Source organism: Rhodopirellula bahusiensis (genome assembly GCF_002727185.1).
Taxonomy (GTDB): Bacteria; Planctomycetota; Planctomycetia; order Pirellulales; family Pirellulaceae; genus Rhodopirellula; species Rhodopirellula bahusiensis.
On sequence record NZ_NIZW01000001.1, the window covers coordinates 562,150 to 587,871 of the forward strand.

The following is a 25,722-nucleotide window of genomic DNA, read 5'->3' on the forward strand; positions in this document are numbered from 1 at the left end:
CAGATTTCAAGTTGTTGTTTTGCAAAGCGTTTCTCATCACCCTCCCCTTGGGAGGGTCGAGCGAAGCGAGGGGAGGGCTCAGCATTGGATCCAGCGCGTAACCCTCCCCGGCCCGAAGCGGTCCGACCCTCCCAAAGGGAGGGTGAAGTAAAACTACACGACCTCGCAGTTCTGTCCCACGCCCCAAAGGGGCAGCTCTACGATAGCCCCAGGCATCGCCTGGGGTTTCGTTACGAACGCTCCAACGCGAGCCCCAACGGGGCGGCCCAAACAGAGAGTCCCTCAAAAACGCTAGGACCGCCCCGTTGGGGCTTTGCAATCTTGTTCCCTCCGCAACCCAGGGCGTCGCCCTGGGCTGTTATAGGGCTGCCCCCGTTGGGGCGAAGTCGTGGAACAGAACTTGCGCGGTCCAGAACGGTGTCACCCCTCAAGTGTTGACCGTCCAGGCAATGCACGCCGCCTCCCATCCCCGGCCCTCACCCTCGCGTAAGCCTGAACGGCGTCGCTCGACCTCTCCCCATCCTTCGTTTCGGGAGAGGTGCACCGGGCCGATACCCACAAAGGATCTGCCCCATGAAGAACGAAAAACAGTCCCATCACCATCGCCAGGTGAGACCTGGCCTACTCGGAGAATTCTCATGTGCACACGACTGAGTCTGCTGTTTGCGGTTGTCTTCTCATTGATGCTTGGTATCGCCATGCCCGCTCGATCGCTCCAGGCGCAGGGAGACATGATGATGGGCGACATGGGAATGGACAGCATGATGGGAGGAATGGCCTCTCCGTCACCTTCCAGCCTCCCTCTCAAAATCACAATCCTTCTCGGTCCCGACTATGACTTCGAGACCAAACCCTTCATGACAGTCCAAGACGTCCTGAAGTGTTTTCCAAACTACGAGTACAGTAGAGGAAGGGGAGGCATGACACCTCCCACCATCCAATATCGCAATCCCACCTCGGGGTTGATCGACTTGGACATGAAACTCTCGATCCCCGACAAGCCCGAGCGGCATGTCATCGCTCGTATGCCGGAGGGTTTGAAAGAAGAAGACGTCGAATCTTGGAAACGCAAGATTCGCCTGAAAGCATTGCGATTTGGTTTGAACCGCGTGACATTCCTGCCCAGTGACTTCAGCATTCCCAAAGACCAAAGCAGCATGTGGTTGCAGGTCCCGGTTGGAAGCCAGACGGCCTTGAAATCCAACATGGAACAACACATCGCGATCGCGTTGGACCTAGCCGAGTCCTCCGAGACCAACGGCCGACGCCCCCGCATTGACTTGTTCTTTTCAAAAGAACTCGCCAACCAAGATCCATTCGCACCAACCTCTCAAAAATACGATCCATTTGCTCCCGCCACCGTCGACCCGTTTGGCGGGTCCCCGCCCAAGAAGACTGCCTCACCGCAGAGATCAGATCCATTTGGGGCCGGAACGGGAGCCGATCCGTTTGCCGCTCCACCGGCAAACAAGCTTGCTTCGATCCCAAACGTTGTCGAGAAGACTCAGAGAATACGCCAACAGATCGCCGAAGAGCTCAAGAGTTTGAGTGAAGCAAGCGACAACGAAGCAACTGACATAGCAGAATCAAAAGTCAAAGACCGGATCAAGGCGATGTTCATCGAACTTGAAAGGGAGCAGATCCGAATGAAACAACTGCACATTCAGCAACTGGAAAAGCAGTTGCAACAAATCAGTGAATCCATCGAAGAACTCAGTCGCCCCAAATCCATCGAACAACGAGTTCAAAAGCAACTGGAATTGATCGACAAGAGCGTGCAAGACACCCAGAAATGACCGTAGCCGGATTCGTAGGCCAGGTTGTACCTGGCTACCCCAATCGATGCTTTGGAACAAAGCGAGACGTGTGATTCAACGTCGCTCGCGAGCGTATCGCGGGCTGGCGTTTTACCATCGCCAGGTGGAACCTGGCCTACGCAGCAACGATGTAGCCGGATTCGCCAAGAATTCGGTGGGTGACACCTTAAACCGTGGGCAACTTCCATGGGGCACGGTACTCGTAGTGCAACATCTCGTTGGCGGCTTCGTCGTTGGTGAACTGCTCCGCCTTTGCATCCCAATCCAATCGCTTGCCCAGCGTTTGTGAAATATTCGCGAGGTGACAGAACGTGGTGCTGCGGTGACCAATCTCAATGTCGGCGTGACATCGTTCGCGCGAAACCATGCAGTCCAGGAAGTTGCGAGCGTGATTGACGGTCAGCACGTGATTGTTCGAAACCTCCGAACGTGTCTCCGGTTTGGCAAAGTCTTCTTGCTTCGAAAACTGGCCGCGTCGTTCAGGAAGAATCTCGTACTGGCGTTCAGAAACGTACGCCGTGCCCTTGGTGCCACGCAGCTCGATTTCGCCTGACGCGAGCGTTGGGTTCATGCTGGTTTCGTATTGTCCAAAGACCGCCAATCGCCCCGATGCGAATTGGAATGTCACTTCCATCGTGTCCGGGATCGTGCGGTCATCGTCGACACCAAAACGTCCGCCCATCGCACAAACGCTGGACGGTGCCTCTTCGCCCAGGCACCAACGAATCGCGTCGAGGTAATGCACTCCCCAGTTCCCCATTTGCGAACTGTAGTCCTGCCACCAACGAAATTTGTACGGAGCAATGTTGTCTTGATAGGGTTGCTCGGCCCGCGGCCCCACCCACATGTCCCAGTCTAAATGAGCAGGTGGCTTCGACGTGGGAAGCTTGCCGATGCCGCCGGGTGCCATGTTGCTGAGCCGATAGGCACGTGACACGCAGACTTTGCCCAACAGATCATCCTGCACCCGCCCGGCCAACTCGTGATACAGCGGACTGCTGCGGCGATGCGTGCCGACCTGCGTGACTCGGTTGAACTTTCGAGCCGCGTTGACCATGGCTCGGCCTTCGACGATCGTCGCCGAAAGTGGTTTCTCGACATAGACGTCCTTGCCGGCTTGGCAAGCTGAGATCATCTGCAACGCGTGCCAATGATCAGGGCTGGCGATGACCACCGCATCGACTTCAGAACGCTCCAGCAATTCGCGGTAGTCGCCGGTTTCATAGACGCCGCTTCCAGCCGTTTCGCCGGCCTTTTTCGCAGCCACCGCCAAAGCATTGGAATCCACGTCGCACACGGCGACGGGCTGGCAATCCTCGTGTTCGGCGAATGCTTTCATCAATTGGCTGCCGCGATTAGCGACACCGATGAACCCCAGACCGACGCGGTCGTTGGCCCCTGCTGCTCGAGCACGCGACAAAGCCGTTCCGGCGGACAGCACAAACGTCGTCGCGGCAGTTTTTTGAAATCGACGACGCGAGACCGATTGTGACTCGGGAGTGGGGCGGGATTTTGGCATAATTTCCTCGCAGTGGGGACGAAAGGCGGGAGCGCGGGCGGGTCCGACATCTTACCCGGCCGAGACGCGTGAGTGTCGCATTTCGGCACCTGACACCAACCCGGATTTGTGGGACGATGCCCCGGGTGCTGCACCTCACGAACCGGCATTTTCCCGGAATCGTATGGGTCGTTGCCCGCCCACTTTGCTCCCTCAAATTGATTCCCTTCAATCGACTCGTTTCGACAAAAGGATTGCTCGTGACCACTCGTTTGCCTCAACCATCCACAACCCGATTCTGCCGCGGCAATCGCCTCCAATGCCGCATCGGAATCGCCCTGGCTGGTCTTACCACCCTGGTGCCCCTCATGCTGCCATCCGCGGTCTCAGCGGAAGCACCCAGCAAGGCCGCCACAAAGTCGGCCTCCAAGGTTTCCGGCATCGATCAATCGTTGTTCAGTGCAACCGTGGAACCCGGCGAAAATTTCTATCTGCACGCCAATGAAGAATGGCTGGAGAACACGCCGATCCCGTCGGACAAATCCAACTACGGAATCTTCACGGTTCTGGATGATGCCACTCGTTCCCAAGTCCGATCGTTGATCGAGAAATCGGCTGAGGAGAAAGCCGAAAAGGGAACGCCAGCACAGAAGGTCGGCGACCTTTACCGCAGCGTGTTGGATCTTGAGAAACGCAATTCACTTGGGCTAAAACCCATTCAACCTGTTCTGGATGTCGTCGACGGACTGGCATCCAAAGACGACCTGGGCAGCACGATCGGCCGATTGTCTCGTTTGGGTGTGGACGCTCCCTTTGGTGCTTACGTCAGCGTCGATGCCAAGGCCAGCGACACCTACACGGTGTACCTATCGCAGTCCGGTTTGTCGCTGCCCGACCGAGATTACTACCTCGAAGACGACCCGCAATACGTTTCCGCTCGCGAAGCGTTGCAGGTCTACGTCAAAGACATGTTGGTCGCCCTTTCGGTTGAATCAGCCGATGAATTGGCTGAGCAAGTCGTCGCCATCGAAACAGCACTCGCAAAGAACCAGTGGACCAAGACCGAAAATCGCGATCCAGAAAAGACCTACAACAAACTCACGCTCGGTGAAGTCGACAAGACCATCGAAGGCTTCAATGTTCCCGCGATGACCAAGGCGATTGGCCTGACCGAGCAAGACGCCTTTGTCGTGCGGCAGCCGAGCTACTTGAAATCGCTGACCGAAGTCTTCGCTGATCACGATCTCAAGGCGTGGAAGGCTTACTTCCAATTCCACTCCATCGACGCCTACGCGTCCGTGTTGACCGAAGACCTGGAAAAACGCCACTTCGAATTCCACGACAAAACCATCTCGGGAATCGACGAACAACAACCAATGTGGAAACGCGCGGTTGATTTGACCGGCAGCGTGCTGGGTGAAGTTGTCGGCCAATTGTACGTCGAGAAACACTTCGCTCCCGAAGCCAAGCGTCGCATGAACGAATTGGTCGAAAACCTCAAACGAGCCTTTGCCGAACGCATCGAGTCTCGCGAATGGATGAGCGAAGGCACCAAGAAACAAGCTCTCACGAAGCTTGGCAAGTTCCACACCAAGATCGGATATCCCGATGAATGGAAGGACTACACCAAACTCGAAATCACCGACGAGTCACCCGCGACCAATTTGATCGCCGCGTCGATTTTTGAAACGGAACGTCAACTCGCCAAGTTGGGTGGACCGATTGATCGCAACGAATGGCACATGACGCCGCAAACGATCAATGCTTACTACAACCCAACGATGAACGAGATCGTTTTCCCGGCCGCCATCCTGCAACCGCCATTTTTCAACTTGGCCGCCGACGACGCGGTCAACTACGGCGGGATCGGCGCGGTCATCGGCCACGAGCTTTCTCACGGCTTTGATGACAAGGGCAGCAAGTACGACGGAGACGGAAACCTTGTGAATTGGTGGACACCAACCGATCGCGAAGAATTTGAAAAGCGAGCTTCGGGCTTGGTCAACCAGTACAGCGACTTCAAACCGTTCGAAGATATGAACGTCAACGGCGAGCTGACACTGGGCGAAAACATCGGCGACCTGGGTGGCTTGAGCGTCGCCTACGAGGCCTATCGTCTGTCACTCGAGGGCGAATCGGCCAAGGTCATCGACAATTTGACCGGCGATCAACGATTCTTCCTCGGTTGGGCTCAGATTTGGCGTCGGCTGTATCGCGAACCAGAATTGCGGAAACGTTTGATCACGGACCCGCACAGTCCCAGCGAATACCGAGTCAACGGAATCGTCCGAAACATGGACGCTTGGTACGAAGCCTTCCGGATCGACGAAACCGATCCGTTGTTCATCGCTCCGGAAGAACGCATTCGGATCTGGTAGGGCAATTGCCCCGCGGTTGGCTCGCGAATGATCTTTGTGAGCCGCCGCAAACGGGCGACGAACCAGCCATTCTGCTTCGTCCGCCCATCTTAACAATCCTTTTGGGCAATCGGCCTCCGATTTGCCGCGGGGTGCTTGCCCCATGGGTGAGCTCTCGATTCAACTCACCTTGACCAGTAAATTCCCGTGGGGATACCCTCTGCGGTTTGAATTGCAACCATTTTGTTTTTTGGACCCAACGATGAGCAGCAGCCCGTTCGAGATTTTTCGACGCAACCTTAAGCCACTGATGGTCTTGTTGACTTTGTTGGCATTGTTCGCGTTCGTCGTCTTGCCTGCGCTGGACACTTACTTGCGGCGCGGAGGCGGAGGCAATTCAGACCCCGTCGCAGCCGAGTATGACGGGATCACGCTCACGCAAAGCCGCGTCGCTCGCACGACCCAGCAACACCGTGCCGTTGTGGGTTTCTTGAGCGATTTGGGCCAAGAAACAATGCGTCGCGGTGGCGTTCCACAGGTTCCGGGTTTCCAATTCGACCAGGAATCTGGCCAGATCCAATCGATCGGCATCGACGCCAATCCGAGCGAAGAAGCCACCATCAACTCGATGCGATTCTACAGCGAAGCCAAAAAAGCTGGCTTCCAACTGGACGATACATCCGTCCGAAACTGGCTCAGCCGTTACACCGATGGATTGCTCAGCGACAACGAAATCAGTTCGATGCTGATGCAATTCACGAAGAACCAAATGGGCCCGATCCAACTGTACGAGCAGTTGCGGATGCATTTGCTCGCCGATCTGTACCAACGAAGTGCCATGGTCGGGCTGATGAACGGTCGCATGCCCGTTTCAACGCCGCTTGCTCAATGGCGTAACTTTTTGAAAACCAATCAATCGGCAACCATCAACGCCTACGGTGTTTTGGTCGAAGAATACATTGATCAAACCGATGATTCGCCCTCTCAGTCGCAAATCACCGAAGTTTACGAAGCTGGCAAAGATTTGCTGGCCTACCCCGACGACCAAGACCCTGAGCCGAAATTCCGCCGCCCTGACTCGGCCAAAATCGAGTATCTCGTCGCAGATTTGAACGATTTTGTTGAACGCGAAAAAGCAAAACTGAGCGAAGAACAAATCCGCGTTGAATACGAGCGTCGATTGGCCGGCGGTGATTTTCAATTGCCCGTCGAAGAGGCCGAGGAAGCCACCGCGGAACTCGAAGCGATGGAAGCCGAAACCGCCGCTGCGGCAGAGCGAAAAGCCGCCGAGGAAGAAACTCCCGAAGCAGAAACCGAAGAACCTGCCGCGGAAGAGATGACGGAGGAAACCACCGAAACGGAAACGGAAACCGAACCTGCTAGCGAAGAAACCAGCGAAACACCCGCTGAAGAAAGCCCTTCCGAGGAAACACCAGCTGAAGAAACTTCAGCGGAAGAAGCCGCTGAGGACGCCGGCGAACCAGCGACCGAAGACAGTTCGATGATTCGCTCGCGTGACGAAGCCGTTCAACTGGTCGCATTGCAGGAAGATGATGCTGACGAAGCAGACACTGCCGAAGACGACGCTGCTGAAACAACTGAAGAGGCCGGCAACGACGAAATGGAACTGGGCGACGGGTTGGATCTCGACGATGAACCCGCCGAGACCAAACCACAACCGTTTGATGACGTCCGTGACCAAATCGCGACCGAAATGGTTTCCGAGACCGCCCGCAATCAGTTCGACCAGACCATCACCAAGATGTATGGTTTGATGCGAGACTACTTCAGCGAAATGGCCGTTCACGAAGGCAACGTTGCCGTGGGCGTTTCAGACGAAAGCGACGCCCCTGAACGTCCGGACCTGAAAGCCATCGCTGAAGAAAATGGCCTGGGCTACAACACAACTGGCTTGGTCAATCGCATCTCGATCAGTGAAGATCCCATTGGTGAGTCCTACGGTTTGGGCCAATCACTCCAACGTCGTGGTGCTCCCTACTACGCGATGATGTTTGGCGCCGCGATGCAAGATGGATCGAGCATTCCATCTCAGCCCGAGTTCTCGCCCCAACGTTCGGTCGACTTGGAAAACGCAAAGACATACATCTCGTGGAAGACCGAAGACATCGAAGCTTACACGCCCGAATTGGACGAAGTTCGCGACGAAGTCATCATGGCGATCCGCACCCAAGAAGCTCGTAGCTTGGCAAAGAAAGCTGCTGAAGACATCGCAGAATTGGTCGGCCAAGGCAAAGAGCTGACCGAAGTTGTCCCGGAAGGCAAAGAAGCCAACATCCACACCGGATTGGGTCCGTTCAGCTGGCTCAACATGGTCGGCATGATGCAAACTTCGCTGGGCAACGTTCCCGAACTGAATTCGGTCGGAAGCGATTTCATGCAATCGGTTTTCACCACCGAAGTCGGCAACGTCAAAGTCACGCCTAACGCACCTCAGTCGGTTTACTATGTGGTTCAACCCACCGAGTTCCAACCTGAGATCGAGCAATTGCGTGAGCAATTCAGCCAACCGCAACAGCGGTTCATGGCTCAGCTCATGGGCGACGACGGAGCGACCAACATCGTTCGCGGATTCTTTGAGACCGTGAATGAGCGAACTGGTTTCGAGATCAAACTGGGCGAAGATCGCTAAATCAGAAATCGGCATCCCGCCGACTCCTAACGCAGAACAGTTCCTGAACTGTTCTGCGATGTTTGGCCTAAGAGGCGGCGTCGATTCTAAGCTCGCTGCTGGCGAGCCAATCGGTCACCTCGCCGGTTGAACCATGCGTACAGAAGTGCGGCAAGAATTGATGCAACCACTCCCACGGCAGCGAAGGTTCCGATCCAGCTGACGCCGATGGGATCCTTTGATGCCGAAGTTCGATCGGCCCAGCGGCCCGCAATCAACAATGGGGCAAACTGCTTCCCGCCGTGCGAAGCCATGAAGTCGGACTCATAGCTCCACAACCGATAGAAGAAACCCTCCACGCGAACGGGTTTGGATATCGTTCGCGACAGAGCCTTCTCGTCGGCGAGGAACGCGGGCAACTCGGCGGCAACCAGCGTCACCGGATAACGATTTTCCATCGTGACCACGCCGCCATCTTCCGTCGCGATTTTCAGTTGCACGTTGCCGAGATCCCCAATCGCGTCGATCTGATAGTAGTGATCGCTACCAACTTCGCGAGCCCGGTCGTCCAATTCGACCGAGACGCGAGTCCATCGCACGGTCTCGACATCGATTCCGATCCATTGGCCCATCCACTTCTCGGGCTCCTTCAACAGATCCGTGGGACTGACCTCGACCACGGCCGCACGCATGGCAGCCGCAATCGGACCCAGAGGTTCTTCGTTCGCCGGCATCGACCCCGCTCGATCCGCAGCACCGATGATCGAAAAGAAAACCTCCGAATCGGCATCCATCAGTGGCCGCCGACTGAGTGCCGTGATCTCGGGCAATCGAGTGATATCGACGTCCATTTCACTGAGCACTTGCCATCCGAGCGACTCAGGTTGGGCGGGACGCCAACGCAGATTCCCGGCCACGGCGATGGCAACGGCCGGCGGTTCACTGCCATCATGAAGAGACACACCAACACCCGATAACTGATCGCCCACGGCCACCTGCTTCGGCAGCGGCGCAGCAACGACCAGCATCGGCGAACCAGCTTCATCAACCAGCGACAGTTCCACCAACTGACGCATCCCCAAGAATTCAGTCAACTCATCTGGAACGGCCACAAACTGAAACGACTCGATCGTTCCTTCGATGTCGATCGCATCGCCGATTGAAATGGGCGACTCGCTCGCTTCAGGCAAACGCTGATCCAGGGTCGCCGCCGAAAGCCGCTTCAACCGGAATACCAACTTGGCCTGTTCATCTCTCGCCGCGTTGCCGTTGCTTCCTGTTCGCATCCGATTGCGAAGCCGCTCCAACCGCTCGACATCGAACCCCGACAGGATGTCCAATAAAGACGAATCGCTTGCCGAACTGCTGGTCTCTTCCGCTTGATCAACTGTTTCCACTTGCGGTGCGACGCCCCAAACCTGGTTCATCGTCAACGAAGAAAACCCTAGCGTCAAAGCGATCAGGACTGGCAACGTGACATTGTCATGCTGACGCCTCGCTCGCAGACGCCGATGCGAAACCGCCGAACGCCACATCACCAAGGATCCAGTGGCGACACCAATCAACGTCGATATCAAAACAATCATCCCGATCGACAGAGAACGCTTCTTTGCAACCGGTCTCACTCCGGAACCATTCGCCGTTGTGGATTGAATCGCGGAACCGACGACGGCGTTGCCGTTGGATCGAACTGCTTGAACGTGACCGACCACGACGGGAGTGAGTTCCGCTCCATCGGCTGATTGATACGACAGCCGTTTCAAAAATTCGCCTTCGACAACGATCGTCGGCAACGGCGATGTCACATCAACCGAACCACTCGAACTCAGATCGCTGACCAAGTCCGGCACCAATTCGCGAATTCCTTTGGGCAACTGAGGAACAATGACCAGCCAAGGCCGCTGGCTGCCGTCTTCGGGTTGCAACCAACAATCCCAGTAGCGATCGATTCCCCATTGGTTCGTGCTCGCCTGGACTGACACGAGTCGCACCAATTTCCCGGTCGCTCGAACCGTTCGGCCTCGGTAGACATCCGGTTGCTGCAGCAAAGGCAACAAACTGGTTTCCAATACGGACTCAAACGGCGGCTCGTCGGACCACGCCGCAGATGAGCGGTGCAGCGCCAACGTGGCGCACAAAGCGGGCTGGTCCGCAGCCCGCCAAACGGTTCCGTCGTCGACCTGAGCGATCAGCGACTCCTGCTCCATTCGGGTGGGAGTACGTTCGCCGTCTTCGAGCGTTTGGTCTTCTGAAAGGATCTGATCCGCGATGGCGGCTTGAACAGTCTCCCACTCCGATCGCACCCCGTCGGTGGACGATTCGTCGGCCCGGGACTCTTTCGCGATGGTTTCTTGGACCGAATGCGAGGCCGTCTCGGCTTGAACCGCGACCATCGTTTCGGGAAAGAAGATCGCATACACCCCAGGACGCGCCGCTTGCCTCATCACCATCAGGACCAATACCAACGCCAGCATCAATCGAAACAGCCGCCGGTAAGTTTGGGTGGTAAGTCCACCACGCCGGCGTCGACGGTAGAGATTGTCACGATTGATTTCGTTGGGGATACGCATGGTCACGCTTTGGATTCGTGGACACATCGGCCGCAAAAGGTTGCTCCCGGTACTTTCGCACTTTAATCTAGTCCTTTGCGATGCAACACAACCGCACGGGTCGCGGCACCACCATCCGAAGCTCTTCTCTCATCTCGTCTGCACCCACTATGCCAGCACCGACTCCATCGTCTCGTCGCCGATCTCGACTAGCCATCCGGGTCGCCGCGACGATGATCTTCAGTTCATTTTTGTACTCATCGACCGACGTTGCCGCGGAAGGTGAACCCGCCGAAGAATTTTTGAAACGTCTTCGTGCGGCCGGCTACTACGACATGGCGGACGCCTATCTCGATCGACTGCAAAAAACGCCTGGTGTGGCCCCGAGTTTTCTCTCAGCGATCCCGCTGGAAAAAGCGCAAACATCCATCGATGCCGCCATCGCATCTCGCAGCAGAAACCAGCAAGACCAGGCATTTGAAAAGGCCGAAGCAGAACTACAGGCCTATGTGGATGCAAATTCATCTCACGAACGAGCCAGCGAAGCGCGCTCGATGCTCGGCAAACTGCAAATGGTCCGCGCCGCCCAGCACATGAGCGGCGAATTGGATTCGGCCAAACGATCCAAAGCCCGAGAGACTTACGCGAAAGCTGCCAAGACGTTTGAAAACATTCAGGCGGATCTCAAGACCAAACTGGAAGGTATGCAGGGCGCGAAGATCGACCCCGTCAAAGATCCTGAGAAAGCGTCGCTGCGAGACCAGTATCGGTTCGAGTATTTGATAGCTCGCCAGAATACCGGCGAAGCCCAAATGATGGGCGCGAAGACGTTTGAAGATCCATCCAAGGACGGCCAAGGCTTGCTCGAAAAAGCACTCGCTGAGATGGTGGAGCTCAGCGAGAAATACGAGAAGTACATCATTGGTGCTTCCGCTTTTCACAAACGAGGTGACATCGAACGCTTGCTCGGCCGAAAGGACAAAGCGATCGAGAGCTACACTCGAATGCTGGAACAGCAGGATGCGGATCCTCTTCGCGAACCCAAAATCGGTGCCACCATTGGACTGATCAAACTCGCGCTTGCCGAAGACCCACCAAACTACAAAGACGCGATCAAACAAGGCGAGGAGTTTGAGAAGACTCTGCGACCGAACGAGAAGCGGTTGCCGATCACGCAAGAATTGAGAATCGAACTCGCCAAGGCATTTGTTGCCAAGAGCAAAGACGAAAAGGACACCAAACCCAACGAACGCAAACGGGCGACCAGCGATGCGAGGCAACTCTTGTTGTCAGCACGCAAGGTCGATGGTCCTCACACTGAGGAAACGAAAGCTCTTCTGGCTGACCTCGGAGTGCAATCCAGCGACGAAACGGTCGAACTTCCCACGGCCGACGATCCAGCCAACTTTGACGAAGCGTTCAAGTCGGCCAATCAATTGGTGCAAACATCTCAGTTGCTCAACGACCAACTGCGAAAGCTGCAGTCTGACAAAGCCCCCGCCGATCAAATCAAGGAAGTCGAAGCCTCTCTCATCAATGCTCGTCAAACAGGCGTAATCATTCTGCGTCGCGGTTTGTCGATGATCGATTCCGAGTCCGACACCATGCAGGTCAACGAAGCCCGCAAGTTCTTGACTTACCTGCTTCAGCAAGAAGATTATTTTCGTGACAGCTTTGTGTCCGGCCGTTTCCTGGCACAGAACGCACCCGGCACTGACGCCGGATTGGTGGGCGGAGTCCTGGCGTTGGGGTCAGCTCAGAAACTGATCACGCAGTCCGGCGATCGCGAAGCGGAGTACTGGCTCAAAGAACTGCAATCCGTCGGAGACTACTTGATCCGAATCTGGCCTGACGATCCCAAGGCCGCCGCCGCACAAGACATCATGGTGCGATTGGCACTGAGCAACGACGACTTTGATGCCAGTCGTAAACTGATCGACGAGATGGCCGATGGACCACAGAAGTTCATGCTGGCTCGTCTGCTTGGCCAAACTCTGTGGAACGATTCCATTCGGCTGCTCTCGGAAGAGAAACCCGATGAATCGAAGTCGCAAATGAAGGCGGCAGCGAAGGAACTGCAAAAAGGGCTCGACGGAATCTCAGGTGGCTTGGTTTCGACGGAAGCGTTTCAAGCCGCACTCACGCTGGCCAAAATACACGTCCGAACGGATGCACCCGCCAAAGCGGTCAAGACACTCGACCATCCCAAGTACGGTCCCGTTAAGAATCGATCCAAGATGGATCAACCATCCGCCTCGATGATCTCCGATTTGTATCGGACCGAGCTTCAAGCGGTCGTCGGGCTGATGACGACCAGCAACGACGGGACTGACAAATTGCTGGACCGCGCCGCGGGCGCGATCGATGAACTTCGTTCGAACTCGCAGGGAGCCGATGGCGAAAAACGGTTGGTCAGCACATTCGTGTCACTGGCAAATGACATCCGCCAACAACTCGACACAGCACCTCCGGCCAAAAAAGCCAAACTGGTCGATGCGTTCCAAGTTTTCTTGACTCGCATCGCTGATTCGACGGATGACAAAGCGACTTTGCAGTGGGTTGGTCAAACGCTGATGGAACTGGGCGAGGCGAGCATGACGCCTGGCAAGAAGAAAGCCGATGGACAGGCTGCTGCGTTGCTGAAATCCGCTGCGGACACTTTCACCAATTTGAAAGACCCATCGGAAGACGGACTTGCCAACCGGTTCTTGCTAGGCAAGACGCAACGTCTTCGCGGCGAGTACTCGAGCGCACTGAATGAACTCGAAAGCGTTCTGAAGCAGAAGTCGATGATGCTGGACGCACAGAAGGAAGCGGCGCTCACCTATGAACAATGGGCCAGTGAACTCGACCCAAAATTCGCTGGCCGAGCCTACAAGTCCGCTCTCAGCGGCGGTCGCCCCGGACCTGACAAGAAGAACACAATTTGGGGATGGGGCCGGATCAGTCAACTCACCCAGCGCAACGAACAATTCCGCGAAATCTTCTTTGAGTCTCGCTACCACGTTGCCCTATGTCGCTACTTGCGCGGCAAAGCGATGAACAGCGATGCGATCATCGAACAATCCATTCGGGACATCACTGGGCTGGTTGTCCTGTATCCAGAAATGGGTGGCGAAGAGCAGAAGCGAAAATTCAACGCGTTGCTGAAACAAATTCAACAAGCCGCCGGCCAACCCGCCACTGGTTTGAAGTAAACCCGTCACCCCAACCATCTTTCGCGACCCAGCGTTCGCGATCCCACCGCATTCACAACCTGCATTCACTCTTCAAGCACTGACCTTCATGATTGCCAACGCTCGTCTTTCGATTCGCTGTAGTGCCGCATTGTTCGGGTTGCTGATCGCTTCTCCCGTCTGGGCTCAAACCGACCGTCTGTACCCAAGCGGCAGCGACGTTGTTCTGGGAAAGATCAAATCCATCAGCAAAAACGGCATCGTGATGACGGTGTCCGGCAAGGACCAAACGTTCAATGCGGGTGCAATTGAAAAAGTCCTCTTCCAAGGCGACCCCAGCGAACTGACACAGGGACGCGAATTCGCATTGGACAACCAATTCGATCAAGCAATCGCGGAACTCAAATCAGTTGATACGGGGAAGCTCAATCGCGAACCGCAGAAAGTGGACTTCGCTTACTACGTGATGTACTGCCAAGCCCGACAAGCCTTGTCGGGCAATGGCGACTTGCGAGCCTCAGCAACCGCCGCACTCAACTTCATCAAGCAAAACACGGACTCGTTCCATTTCTATGACACCGCGAAGCTGCTCGGCGACTTGGCGGTCGAGTTGGGCTCCTACGACCAAGCCTCCAAGTACTACGGGTCCCTCCGAAACGCTCCGTCGGCTGAGACAAAGATTGAATCGCTGTATCTGAATGCTTTGGTGAAGTTGGCGCAGAACAACGACGCCGACGCCGCGAGTGACCTGCAAAAAATCGTGAACATCGGCGTTCAATCGCCCGAAGGTGCACGCCTGCAAACTCTCGCCAAAGCCGCCCTTGCCATCGCGACAGCAAAGCAAGGAAAGGGACAAGAGGCGCTCGACATGGTCAACGAGCTCATCGCGAAATTGAATCCGATCGACACGGAAACAGCCGCCGAGATCTACAACGCTCAAGGAGCCAGCTACGCGGCGATGGGCGACAACGAAGGTGCCTTGCTCGCCTACCTCCACACACAGTTGATGTTCTCGACTCATCCTGGCCCTCACTCGGAAGCCCTCAAGCAACTTGCCGACCTGTGGACCAAAGTCGGCAAACCCGACCGCGCCGCCGAAGCCCGCTCCGAACTGCAACAACGCTACCCCGGCCTGAGCGGCTGATCAAAGCTAAGCATCGCCAGCAACGTGCTGCACACAGCTCGAAGCTGAATTCACGCCAAGCCACCGCTCCACCGCGGTGGCTTTTTCGTGTCCATGCGGAGGGATGTCACTGTCACGAAAAGCCGATCTTTGCCGGACAAGAGAAAGGTCCAGACAATCTACACCGTGCAATCTATCGAGTGACGCTCTATCTCACCTGCATTCGTTGCCTATCCTCGCACCTGAGTTAAAACCGCCAGACGGCACGCATAAAAGACGCATTCGCACTTTTCGAGAAAATGATTTGCGACGCGATCTCGGTGGAGCGGCACGCCTGAACACCCGTTTTAGCCGCTTCCACGCATCATTCACTCAAAATCGGCTCGCCAGGCTCGATAAACGCTCAAACTTCCCATCACGCTCAAAATTTTTTTGCTGGTGGACGAAAGACGCACCGCCACTACAAAATTTCTTAGGGAAACGCCTTCCCCCTTAGCGAATGAAGCCGCAAATCGCTCTTTTCACGGTGTGCGCAGGGACTAGTTTGAATCGCAAAGGCGGTTCGTTGGTCAGCTTTTCCTCATCTCATTCTCGGCAGATTCATGCAAGCTCCCATTCTTCGACTCGCTGTACTTCTTGTTGCTCTCAGCACACTCGCTGGCTGTGGCGGCAGCGGCGATGGAACCACCTACCTTCCGGTGGAGCCTCCGACCGAGGAAGAGCGAGCCGCTGCGGATGCCTACACCAAGCAGATGACAGAACGACCAGGAAACTGACCCTCCTCGATTCGATTCCTGACTTCGGTAAGCAGGGTCGAATCTCGTCGCATTCTCATTTTCTTTCCAAGAGGTATCAGATGACCTTTTCCCGGCCACCGATTGCACACAGATTGTCGAGAGGTTTCACGCTCGTCGAACTTCTCGTCGTGATTGCAATCATCGGTGTCTTAGTCGGCTTGTTGCTCCCGGCCGTCCAGTCCGCTCGCGAGGCGGCTCGACGAATGAGTTGCAGCAACAACTTCAAACAGATCGGACTCGGACTTCACAACTACGAGTCCGCATACAACCGCTTGCCAATGAATGCTGGCGGAACGAAATCAGGCGGCTCCGGCCCCAACAACTCACTTTGGTTGAGCTGGACCATCGGCGTGCTTCCGTTCATTGAACAACAAGGTTTGTGGGAGCAGATCAGCAATCCCTACGGCTTTGAACGAGACCGAGTCACACCAATCACTCCTCCCTACCCTTCGATGGGACCTCCACCATGGGAGGAGTTCTATGCACCTTGGTTGACCCAGGTTCAAACGTATCGCTGCCCCAGCGACCCGGCTCAAATCGTTGCCGGCAAGGTTGCCTTCAGCAACTACGCCGCCTGTGCTGGCGATGCAATCAAAGAACAGCATCACTCCGGTATCTGGCACGATGGACGCACTGGATCGGAAGGCGGCTGGTCTTCGTGGTCGGTGGAGAACGTCGGGCGTTGGGGCCGAGGAGCATTTCACGCTCGGCACTTCACTCGTTTTCGCGATTTCCAAGATGGATTGAGCAACACGATCATGTGTGGTGAAAACGCTGCGGACATCGGACAACAGCGTGAGGTCATCACCACTTGCTTGATCGATGGTGATGTCGAACGCCGTTCACCCAACTATTACGAGACCTCCGGTGCGTTGGATCCCGACCGACCTGGTTACTGGGCCGAGTCCGCCACGTTGGACAACAACCTGAATCACGGTCGTGGTCGTCGTTGGTCCGATGGCCGTCCTCAGTCGTCGGTGATCGTGACCATCCGTCCGCCAAACAGTTACAACGTGGTCGAAAACCACGGCAGTCGTGGTTTGCTGAGTGCATCCAGTCGACACGCCGGCGGTGTCCACGTGCTGATGGGTGACGGTGCGGTGAAGTTCATCACTGAATCGATTGATTCCGGTGACCAAACTCATGTGCCATACGGCGAGCCCAATCCGGGATCCACGGACCTGGGCGCTGGTCGCGCAAGCCCATACGGTGTTTGGGGAGCTCTCGGCACCAAGGCATCTCGTGAAGTCATTAGCGAAGAATTCTAAGTTCGCTCTCAAAGTAGATCGATGACTCGCTTGAATTTTAAAGGATGCATTGCCCCTGCTTCGGTGGTGACAATGCATCCTTTTTTTGTGCTCTTTCGAATGAGTTTTCAACGTTGTTGTTTGTTGAGCTGTTTCGTGATGGCGATCTTGGGCTGCTCTCACGAATCCAGTTCTGATTTGGCGACAAACGATACAACGATCCAGCCCGACACCTCGACCAAACAAACACTCAGTCAGAATGATCGTTCCAAAAAGACGACTGCAACGTTGACTCTCGAAGATGATCTGGACCAAGCCGCGAACCTGATCGCTGCCAAGCGTTTGGCCGAGGCACAAAGCTTGCTCAAACGATGCTTCGTCACCGACCCGGAAAATCTTCGAGCACTTGAACTCAGCGGTGATCTGCTTTGGGTCGGCAACCAACCCGACGAAGCCATCGCAATGTACCGGTCGATGCTGGACCTTCCGTCCGATGCTCCTCGGCCTCTCTACAGCAAGACCATCGACGCTTGCCTGCAAAATGGCCGTCCGTTCACCGCGGTCGAAATTCTGAAGCAAGCCATCGACGCTTACCCCAAACACACACAATTTCACTATGACATCGCCGGAATTTCAGCGGCGATCGGTGTGGTGGATGAATCAATCCCGTCGCTCAAGACATTGATCCGGCACGGACTGGAGGATGTCGAAACCCTCGTCATCGCGTCCAACCCCGACCGAGTCAAACCGGACTGGGAGTATCTGTATGAGCTCGTCCGTCGTTATCCGGGGAGCGAAGAATTGCAACTCGGTTTGGCATCGATCGACTTTTCCAACCTTCGCTACGGTGATGCCGCTGAAAAACTTGAGTTGTTGCTTGATCGCCAACCGAACTTCGACAAAGCTCGGCTGCTGCACGGAAGGTGCTTGGTCGAAATGAACGACGGAGAAAAACTGCAGGAATGGCTCACGAAACTGCCCGATCACCTTCGAGACAATGCGATGTATTGGTACGTCGCGGGCCGCTGGGCACAAAGCCAACAAAACTACCCGCAAGCCTGCCACGCCTTTTGGTCGGCATTGAATCACGACCCCACGCACTTTCGTGCGATGACGGATTTGCACCAATCCCTACTGCAAACCGATCGCACCGAAGAAGCGAGGAAAGTTGCGGAAGTGGTCGAACTGGAAACACAACTTCGAAGCCAGCTCGATGACTTCTTCGCCGCCGAACAAAATTCGCAGCGCATCTCACTTGCGGTGGCTGAAACGCTTCAGCAACTTGGGCGGCAATGGGAAGCAGACGCTTGGGCCCGGATGGGCGTCAAGATGACGAACGAACCCATTGCGAATTCGGTTGCGAAGCTGAAGGCCATTCGGGATCGACTCACTGTCAAAACGCCTTGGCAGAAGCCGTCGATGAATCTCGCAAGCAGCATCGATCTTTCTACCATGCCGACGCTGGAATGGGAGTTCAGCAACACGCAGAACAGGTCGATCAAGCAGCGTTCCCAACGGCCACCGGTGTTGGCTAATCAAGCTATCAAAATGGGTTACGAGCACACATCCATCCCTGGGCTAGAAATTGGGAAGCATGGATTCTGGATCTACCAAGCCCTCGGTGGTGGCATCTCGATCGTCGACTTCGACTTAGATGGTTGGCCTGATTTGGCTTCCGCGGTCTTGGATGGGAAACCGCTAAAGCGTGAGTCGTCGCCCAATGAACTGCACCGAAACCTGAACGGCAAGTTCGTTTCCTGTTGTTCCGAGGCCGGGTACAACGACATTGGTTTTGGACAAGGGATCGCGGTTGGCGATGTCAACGGCGATGGTTTCCCTGATCTTTACGATTCCAACATCGGCGAAAGCCGGTACTACCAGAACAACGGCGATGGCACCTTCACCGACCTGACGGAACAGCTCGGTATCTCGGGAAGCCGTTGGGCCACGTCGGTCGTGATCGCGGATTTTGATTCCGACGGGAACGCTGACATTTTTGAAACGTGCTACTGCGGCGGGACCGATCCCTACACCGAGCACTGTGGTGGCGACAGCGAAGTGGTGACGTGTTCGCCGCTCAAATTCGATGCCGAATCAGATGTGCTGTGGCGTGGACAAGCCACACTCGGTGTCACCAACTCGAGTGATCAACTGGGCCCGGTCGCCGCCCCCGGTCGCGGGCTGGGGTTGGTGACCGGGTTTCTTGACGAAGCCCCGGGACTGGATTGCTACGTCGCCAATGACATGTCCGCGAATCATTTGTGGTCCGCATCCAGCAGCAACTCCAAAAAGCTACTGAGAGAACAAGGCACCATTCGCGGCTTGGGGCTGAGCGGAATTTCGAAGGCTCAGGCCTCGATGGGTATCGCGGCGGCGGACCCGGATCACGATGGCGACATCGACTTTTATGTCACTCACTTCACGACCGACTACAACACATTCTACGAACAAGTCGCTCCGGGTAGCTGGGTCGACCGGACCGTGCAAAAAGGCTTGCTCGATCCAACAATGCGCTTGCTTGGGTTCGGAACCCAGTGGGTCGACCTCGGCAACCGAAACTCGCTGCAACTTTTTGTGGCCAACGGACACGTCAACCAAGTCGAACAGTCAGCTGAAGCGTTTCGAATGCCTCCGCAATTATTCGATCAAGACGCTGACGGACGCTGGAACCAGCTTGATGCGGATCAGATGGGTCAGTACTTTCAATCCAGTCATCTCGGCCGAGCAGTCGCGATCGCCGACCTGAACCGTGATCACCGAAACGATCTGGCCGTCTCGCACGTCGACACTCCCAATGCGTTGTTAATCAACGAATCTCCCGATGTTGGCTCGGCGATTCGTTTCTATCTAAAAGCCACTCAATCGCACCGCGACGCGATCGGAGCAAAGGTTTCGTTGACACTCAATGGTCATGAGCACGTTTATCAACTGCTGGCTGGGAACGGATTCATGTGTGCTAACGAGTGCTGCCTTCACGTGGGCTTAGGTGACGAAGCCATCGCAACCAATGTCACGGTGACATGGCCTTCTGGCAAAACGCAGCCCCTTGGAAATCTCGACGCCGATCGCGACTACCTGCTCATTGAAGACCAATCGGCCTTCGAGATTGCAGACCAAGTGGCACACGGTGCCGCCCCGGTAGGGGCCGTCGAAACGGAATGAGATGAGGCTCGGCGGTTGAGGGTTGCCCGACGGAACAGTTGAGGACAACTGTTCTACTCTGACTCCGCTCATCCACCTCACAATCGTCCCGTCTTATATCGATCCGCGAGCGAATCCAGATCGGAAGCCGTCCACCAGCGTCCTGTGACGGACGCAATCAACATCTGCAGGCCGAACAGCGAATAAAACAATGCGAAACAGAAGTTCCCCCAGTTCAATGGGAGCGCATTGGCGACAGCAAGCCGAATCGTAAGCACGCCCAAAATCGCAGCGAGGATACGAAAGGGCCACCGAGTCGACTGAGAGTCCGGAGCACCCCACGGTTCTGCATTGACGCGTTGGCTGCTGGTTGAATCAAACGGATCTTCGTTGTTATGCATGGGTCCGAATCCGATGTGTCTTCAAAAACTCTTTCTCGCAAGGCAAATCATCTCACGCGAACATGTCCGTCACGATTCGTGAGGGCTGGGTCACGTTGGACAATCGTTGCGGCAGGCCCTGGCTCATGTAGGTCAACTTGTGGTGATCGATGCCCAGCAGATGCTGAAGGGTCGCGTGCAAGTCGTGAGGCGAAACCTTGTTCTCGACCGCCTCATAACCGATGTCGTCGGTGTGCCCGATCGAAACGCCGGGTTTGATTCCGCCGCCCGCAAACCACATCGTGAAAGCGCCGGGATTGTGGTCGCGACCAATCAACTTCATCTCGCGACCGCCGCGATTCTCTCGCATCGGCGTTCGTCCAAACTCACCGCCCCAGACAACCAGCGTGTCTTCCAACAGGCCACGTTGATCCAAATCTTTCAGCAGCGCCGTCATCGGTTGGTCGACTTCACGGCAACGATCGTGGAACCCTTTGTTGATCGCTTCGTTGGCTCCGGCACCGTGTGAGTCCCAACCCCAGTGGAAAAGTTGAATGAAACGCACGTCGCGTTCCGCCAACCGGCGAGCGAGCAAGCAGTTGTTCGCGAATGATTCCTCACCGGGTTTGGTGCCGTACATTGCATGAACGTCGGCGGTTTCCTGACTCAGATCAAATGCTTCAGTCGCACTGGTCTGCATCCGGAACGCCATTTCATACTGAGAAATTCGCGTCAGAACCTCGGCGTCGCCGGTTTGCTCAAACGTTTCTCGATTGAGCTTCGCCAGGGTATCCAGAGCACGTCGTCGCTGGATGCGACTGACGCCTTCCGGGTTAGAAAGGTACAAGACTGGGTCGCCTTTGCTGCGGCACTGGACACCTTGATGCACGGAAGGCAGAAAGCCCGATCCCCAAACGCTCTTCCCGGCGGACGGTGTTTTTCCGCCGGAGACCAAGACAACAAACCCGGGCAGGTTCTGGTTCTCACTGCCGAGGCCATACATCGTCCATGCACCAAAGGACGCCGAACCAAGATTCTGACTGCCGGTGTGCAACAGCAACTGTGCCGGTGCGTGATTGAACTGGGTCGTGTGCATCGATTTGACGAAGCAGACTTTGTCGACGACCGATTGGAAGTGCGGCAAACGATCGGAAACCCAAGCCCCACTTTCACCATGCTGGGCGAATGGAAACTGCGGTCCCAGCATTTTGGGCACGCCCTGAATGAACGCGAAACGCTTTCCTTCCAAGAAGCTGGCCGGCGTGTCTTTCCCATCCAGTTGCTGCAAATCGGGTTTGTAGTCAAACAATTCCAACTGGCTCGGTCCACCCGCCATGTGCAGGAAGATCACACGTTTGGCTTTGGGTGGAAAGTGCGGTGCCAACCTCGGTGCTGCGTCACTGGATTGCGCGGCATCACCGTGGACCGGATTGGCTTGACTGCCCAACCACATCCCAGCCAAACCAAGCGAACAGTTTTGCAAAAAATGGCGCCGCGTTTGCCATTGCAACAAACCAAGACGCGCGGAGTCGTTGAGAGGATTCATTTGGTCAGTGCTTTGTCGAGGTTCAAAATGGTGCTGGCTACAATCGCGAGTGCGTTCTGGTCCACGTTGAGTTTGCCGTCGTCTTGTGGGACGCCACTGGTTTCGTCCAAGTCGTCGTAGAGTGCCTTCAATTCATGAAGTTCCCATTCCGTCGGTTGGCTTTGTGTCACCAGCACGAACATGCGAGCGATTTGTAATTCGATCGGAGTGCTGGTGCCCTGGGTTTCGGCCTTGGCGGTTTGTTCGACCAAAGCCTTCCCGCATTCGGCGTAGACGGGATCGTTCAGCGTCACCAAGGCTTGCAGCGGCGTGTTGGTCGCGATTCGCCGTGGTGCACACAGATCTCGCGTGGGTGAATCGAAGGTCAAGAAACTCGGGTAGGGACTCGTCCGTCGCCAGTACGTGTAGAGCGCCCGTCGATAACGCTCGGGACCGGTCGCGGTTTTCCAAGACGCCCCGCTGTAAACGGTTTGCCAGACGCCATCGGGTTGAGGCGGCATGACGGACGGGCCACCGATTTGCTCAGTCAACAATCCCGACACAGACAAGGCTTGATCGCGAACCATTTCAGCCGTCAATCGCGTTCGCGGTCCACGAGCCAGCCACTGATTTCGCGGATCAGCCTGTTGCAGTTCTTCGCTGACGTGATGCGTTTGACGATAAGTCGATGACAACACCAACTCACGCAAGAACGGTTTCAAGTGCCAGCGGTGTTCGTCTCGCAGTCGCAAGGCGAGGTGATCAAGCAACTGCGGATGGGTCGGCTGCAGACCGCTGGATCCAAAGTCCTCTTGTGTTTCCACCAATCCGATTCCAAACAACTGAGCCCACACTCGGTTGGCCCAAACTCGCGGGGTCAGCGGGTTGTCATTGGAAACCAACCATTGAGCCAGTTCCAAACGGTTCTTCACGTCAGCCGGACTGATTGATGTTCCCTCGGTGAAGGCCACAGGAATGGCTGGGTCGACCTGTTCGCCGCGTTCCATCCAGTTCCCACGCACGAACACACGTGTGTCTCGCGCTGCCTCAGCCGGACGATTGAAAACGATCGGCAACTTGGGGCCTTTGACCTGCGACGCTTCCTTGCGGGCTTGTGCGAGCGAATCGGTGAGTTGTTTCCATTGGTCGCTTTCGAGCAACTGGTTGGCTTCCTCGTCCGTGGTCGCGAACCATTCCAATCGACGGATCGGTGTTGCCAGATTTCCGGTCGTCGAGTGCGACTGACGCATGGTCAATCGCAGCGTTTTGATTGACTTCTCATTCAGCGATTCCCAGGAACTTGGATCTCGCATCACAAAAACAGTTTGCCGCGGTCCGGTCAGTTTCGGATACTCGCCCGCACCGGACGCGTTGCCGCGAAGAACTTCGTCCGGTTGAGAGCTTCCGGTGATCGCATCGGCAATGACGCCCGCCCACTCGACCGGAGTGGCGTTTCCTTCGGCGTCGATCCATTCGGTGGTGAGTTCGCTGAGCACGGAACCTTGCTCGGGCCACTGCGCCGGATCATCGCTGAGCGGCAAAATGTCGAGCTTCATCGCCGACAACGGTTGCTCACCCAATTGAGTTTGCAAGTCTTCGAGGTCCAGCTCGACCGTGTACTTTGTTCCGGGCGGGAACGTGCCACCATCCGCGAGAATCTGGTTTTCGACTTGCTTCAGTTTTCCGTCGGTGGTTTTGAACGTAGCGGGAGTCAGCGACTGCCAGTTGGCTGTGTGAGCGACATTCCATCCGACCGCGTTGCGTTGGTGCCGCAGCTCTTCAGCTCGCCGCTGCACACCGATCGCCTGTTCCATTTGCGAAGGATCACTGGGGACGCGAATCGTCGGGTACTCGTCTTGCAGGTCGACATCCATCGTGTCATTGAACATCGCCAACGACGCGTAGTATTCGTTGTGCTCGATTGGGTCGTATGGATGCGAGTGACACTGGACGCATCCAAAGGTGCTTGCCTGCCACACCGTCCAAGTCGTGTTGACTCGGTCGATCAACGCGGCGATGCGAAACTCTTCGTCGTCGGTTCCGCCTTCGGTGTTGGTTTGCGTGTTGCGATGAAACGCGGTTGCAATCCAGTCTTCCGCGTTTGCGTCTTCGAGCAAATCGCCAGCCAATTGCTTGATCGTGAATTCGTCGTAGGGCATGTCCGCGTTGAAGGCCTGGATCAACCAATCTCGGTAAGGCCACATGTCGCGGTGGGGATCTTTCTCAAAACCCATCGAGTCGGCGTAGCGGGCGAGGTCCATCCACACGGACGCCCATCGTTCGCCGAAATGGGACTTGGCCAACATCGCGTCGACTTGCTCTGCGTAGACGGCCTCTGTCTCGCTGGGTGATTTTGCTGAATCGACCTTCCCGAGAAACTCGGTGAGTTTCTCTTCCGATGGTGGCAAGCCAATCAAATCTAACGAGGCACGACGCAGCCATTGTTCGGCGGGTGCTTGTTCGCTGGGCGTTCGATCTTTGGCTTGCAAGTTTGCCAGCACGATTTGATCGAGTGGCTGCGTTCCCCATTTGTTGCCGTCTCTGTCTTTTGAGTCGGCCGGTTTGGAAACAGCATCCGATTGGGCGGGCGTCAGAGGTGTGAGTGCCCACATGTTTTGCCAAGGGGCTCCTTCCGCAATCCAGCGACGCAGTAACTCGATGTCTTTCGGCGACAACGGATCAGGATGCTCGTCCGGCGGTGGCATGCGAATGTCGGCGTCGTCGGTCGTAATGCGTTCGATCAGAATCGACGCATCGGGATCGCCCGGTTCGACAATCCATCCATCCGGCGGCAGCACTTGATCGGGATAGATGAACGAAACGTCGCCGGCTTGCTTCACCCCACCGTGACACGAAGTGCAATTCGCGACGAGGATCGGACGAATCTGCGAATTGAAATCGACGGGTGATTGTTCGTCGACTGCATGGTCATTCCCGGTGGCTGGCTCCGCACCATGAGCCGCGCCGGCTCCAAGCGAAATCAAACAGAGGCAACCGAGTATCGCTAACAGAATGAGCTGAGCGGCGTATGCCGGATTGCGTCTCCGATGGAGCACGGACGCGAGAGCTTGAGCACTGGGCACAGGACGAACCGGGGCATTCCCGCCGACTAGCGACGGAAAGCTGGTGGAGAGTTTTGGCATGGAGGGAGTTGAGGCGGGTTTCTGGGCGGAATCAGAACGTCTGTATTATAGCGGCGTTGGGGATTCTTTCAGGAGAACTCGTTCGTTTCACGGAAACGCCCGTGAAACCGCACAAACAGCTGCAAAACCGAAAAAGGCACAGCCCTGGCAAGGCAGGCGATTCCAGTTGGCTTTTCCGAAAGCGTTGAACGTAACGATTTTTCTGATTTTGATGTTTTTAGATGCAGGATCTCAACAATCTGGGTCGATACGAGTGGTGAGCCGGTGATTCTCGACCGACGGCGCGACCGACATGCATTTGTCGGTCAGCCCAACGGGGTCGAGCCTCACCTCCCCCCCG

Annotated in this window: 13 protein-coding genes; 8 read left to right on the forward strand and 5 right to left on the reverse strand. The window is 56.0% G+C overall.

What is annotated here, in order from left to right:
- Window positions 1-638: 638 nt before the first annotated feature.
- Complete coding sequence (locus CEE69_RS02270) at window positions 639-1,796, forward strand: hypothetical protein (RefSeq protein WP_099259228.1); 1,158 nt, start codon at window positions 639-641, stop codon at window positions 1,794-1,796.
- A 187-nt stretch (window positions 1,797-1,983) separates the two neighbouring features.
- Here the strand turns inward: CEE69_RS02270 and CEE69_RS02275 are convergent, their stop codons facing one another.
- Complete coding sequence (locus tag CEE69_RS02275; protein ID WP_099259013.1) at window positions 1,984-3,336, reverse strand: Gfo/Idh/MocA family protein; 1,353 nt, start codon at window positions 3,334-3,336, stop codon at window positions 1,984-1,986.
- A 197-nt stretch (window positions 3,337-3,533) separates the two neighbouring features.
- Here CEE69_RS02275 and CEE69_RS02280 point away from each other — a divergent pair, with 197 nt between their 5' ends.
- The gene (locus tag CEE69_RS02280) at window positions 3,534-5,693 is read left to right on the forward strand and encodes a M13 family metallopeptidase (RefSeq protein ID WP_099259229.1); all 2,160 of its coding nucleotides are present in this window, start codon (window positions 3,534-3,536) and stop codon (window positions 5,691-5,693) included.
- Window positions 5,694-5,835: 142 nt separating this feature from the next.
- Window positions 5,836-8,322 (forward strand): hypothetical protein, encoded by a 2,487-nt coding sequence (locus CEE69_RS02285; RefSeq protein ID WP_099259015.1) that lies wholly within the window; start codon window positions 5,836-5,838, stop codon window positions 8,320-8,322.
- An 86-nt stretch (window positions 8,323-8,408) separates the two neighbouring features.
- Here CEE69_RS02285 and CEE69_RS02290 read toward each other — a convergent pair whose 3' ends face one another.
- A complete protein-coding gene (locus CEE69_RS02290; RefSeq protein ID WP_233214527.1) occupies window positions 8,409-10,871 on the reverse strand; it encodes a LapA family protein in 2,463 nt (820 codons plus the stop codon).
- A 212-nt stretch (window positions 10,872-11,083) separates the two neighbouring features.
- Between CEE69_RS02290 and CEE69_RS02295 the strand changes: the two genes are divergently transcribed.
- From CEE69_RS02295 to CEE69_RS02310, 5 genes are all read left to right on the forward strand, one after another.
- Window positions 11,084-14,047, forward strand: coding sequence for a hypothetical protein (locus CEE69_RS02295; protein WP_099259019.1), 2,964 nt, complete (start codon window positions 11,084-11,086; stop codon window positions 14,045-14,047).
- An 88-nt stretch (window positions 14,048-14,135) separates the two neighbouring features.
- Window positions 14,136-15,170, forward strand: coding sequence for a tetratricopeptide repeat protein (locus CEE69_RS02300; protein ID WP_099259020.1), 1,035 nt, complete (start codon window positions 14,136-14,138; stop codon window positions 15,168-15,170).
- A 581-nt stretch (window positions 15,171-15,751) separates the two neighbouring features.
- Window positions 15,752-15,925: a hypothetical protein gene (locus CEE69_RS32330; protein ID WP_158230945.1), complete on the forward strand. Its 174-nt coding sequence runs from the start codon at window positions 15,752-15,754 to the stop codon at window positions 15,923-15,925.
- Window positions 15,926-16,005: 80 nt separating this feature from the next.
- Complete coding sequence (locus tag CEE69_RS02305; RefSeq protein ID WP_099259022.1) at window positions 16,006-17,214, forward strand: DUF1559 domain-containing protein; 1,209 nt, start codon at window positions 16,006-16,008, stop codon at window positions 17,212-17,214.
- Window positions 17,215-17,313: 99 nt separating this feature from the next.
- Window positions 17,314-20,355 carry an FG-GAP-like repeat-containing protein gene (locus CEE69_RS02310; RefSeq protein WP_233214528.1) on the forward strand — a complete coding sequence of 1,014 codons (3,042 nt, stop codon included), beginning with the start codon at window positions 17,314-17,316 and terminating at the stop codon, window positions 20,353-20,355.
- 77 nt (window positions 20,356-20,432) lie between these two features.
- On the opposite strand, the gene CEE69_RS02315 is transcribed toward CEE69_RS02310, so the two are convergent.
- The 3 genes from CEE69_RS02315 to CEE69_RS02325 are packed head-to-tail and all read right to left on the reverse strand — an operon-like array spanning window position 20,433 to window position 25,382.
- Complete coding sequence (locus CEE69_RS02315; protein WP_099259026.1) at window positions 20,433-20,735, reverse strand: hypothetical protein; 303 nt, start codon at window positions 20,733-20,735, stop codon at window positions 20,433-20,435.
- Window positions 20,736-20,787: 52 nt separating this feature from the next.
- A complete protein-coding gene (locus tag CEE69_RS02320; RefSeq protein ID WP_099259028.1) occupies window positions 20,788-22,260 on the reverse strand; it encodes a DUF1501 domain-containing protein in 1,473 nt (490 codons plus the stop codon).
- Window positions 22,257-25,382, reverse strand: coding sequence for a PSD1 and planctomycete cytochrome C domain-containing protein (locus tag CEE69_RS02325; RefSeq protein ID WP_099259030.1), 3,126 nt, complete (start codon window positions 25,380-25,382; stop codon window positions 22,257-22,259). The genes CEE69_RS02320 and CEE69_RS02325 overlap by 4 nt, the downstream gene beginning before the upstream one ends.
- Window positions 25,383-25,722: the final 340 nt, after the last annotated feature.

Excerpts from the sequence above, each read along its gene's own strand:
- CEE69_RS02305 (WP_099259022.1), top strand. The coding sequence starts at position 16,006 with ATGACCTTTTCCCGGCCACCGATTGCACACAGATTGTCGAGAGGTTTC.
- CEE69_RS02290 (WP_233214527.1), bottom strand. The coding sequence starts at position 10,871 with ATGCGTATCCCCAACGAAATCAATCGTGACAATCTCTACCGTCGACGC.
- CEE69_RS02320 (WP_099259028.1), bottom strand. The coding sequence starts at position 22,260 with ATGAATCCTCTCAACGACTCCGCGCGTCTTGGTTTGTTGCAATGGCAA.
- CEE69_RS02285 (WP_099259015.1), top strand. The coding sequence starts at position 5,836 with ATGGGTGAGCTCTCGATTCAACTCACCTTGACCAGTAAATTCCCGTGG.
- CEE69_RS02300 (WP_099259020.1), top strand. The coding sequence starts at position 14,136 with ATGATTGCCAACGCTCGTCTTTCGATTCGCTGTAGTGCCGCATTGTTC.
- CEE69_RS02325 (WP_099259030.1), bottom strand. The coding sequence starts at position 25,382 with ATGCCAAAACTCTCCACCAGCTTTCCGTCGCTAGTCGGCGGGAATGCC.
- CEE69_RS02310 (WP_233214528.1), top strand. The coding sequence starts at position 17,314 with ATGAGTTTTCAACGTTGTTGTTTGTTGAGCTGTTTCGTGATGGCGATC.
- CEE69_RS32330 (WP_158230945.1), top strand. The coding sequence starts at position 15,752 with ATGCAAGCTCCCATTCTTCGACTCGCTGTACTTCTTGTTGCTCTCAGC.
- CEE69_RS02295 (WP_099259019.1), top strand. The coding sequence starts at position 11,084 with ATGATCTTCAGTTCATTTTTGTACTCATCGACCGACGTTGCCGCGGAA.
- CEE69_RS02275 (WP_099259013.1), bottom strand. The coding sequence starts at position 3,336 with ATGCCAAAATCCCGCCCCACTCCCGAGTCACAATCGGTCTCGCGTCGT.
- CEE69_RS02315 (WP_099259026.1), bottom strand. The coding sequence starts at position 20,735 with ATGCATAACAACGAAGATCCGTTTGATTCAACCAGCAGCCAACGCGTC.
- CEE69_RS02270 (WP_099259228.1), top strand. The coding sequence starts at position 639 with ATGTGCACACGACTGAGTCTGCTGTTTGCGGTTGTCTTCTCATTGATG.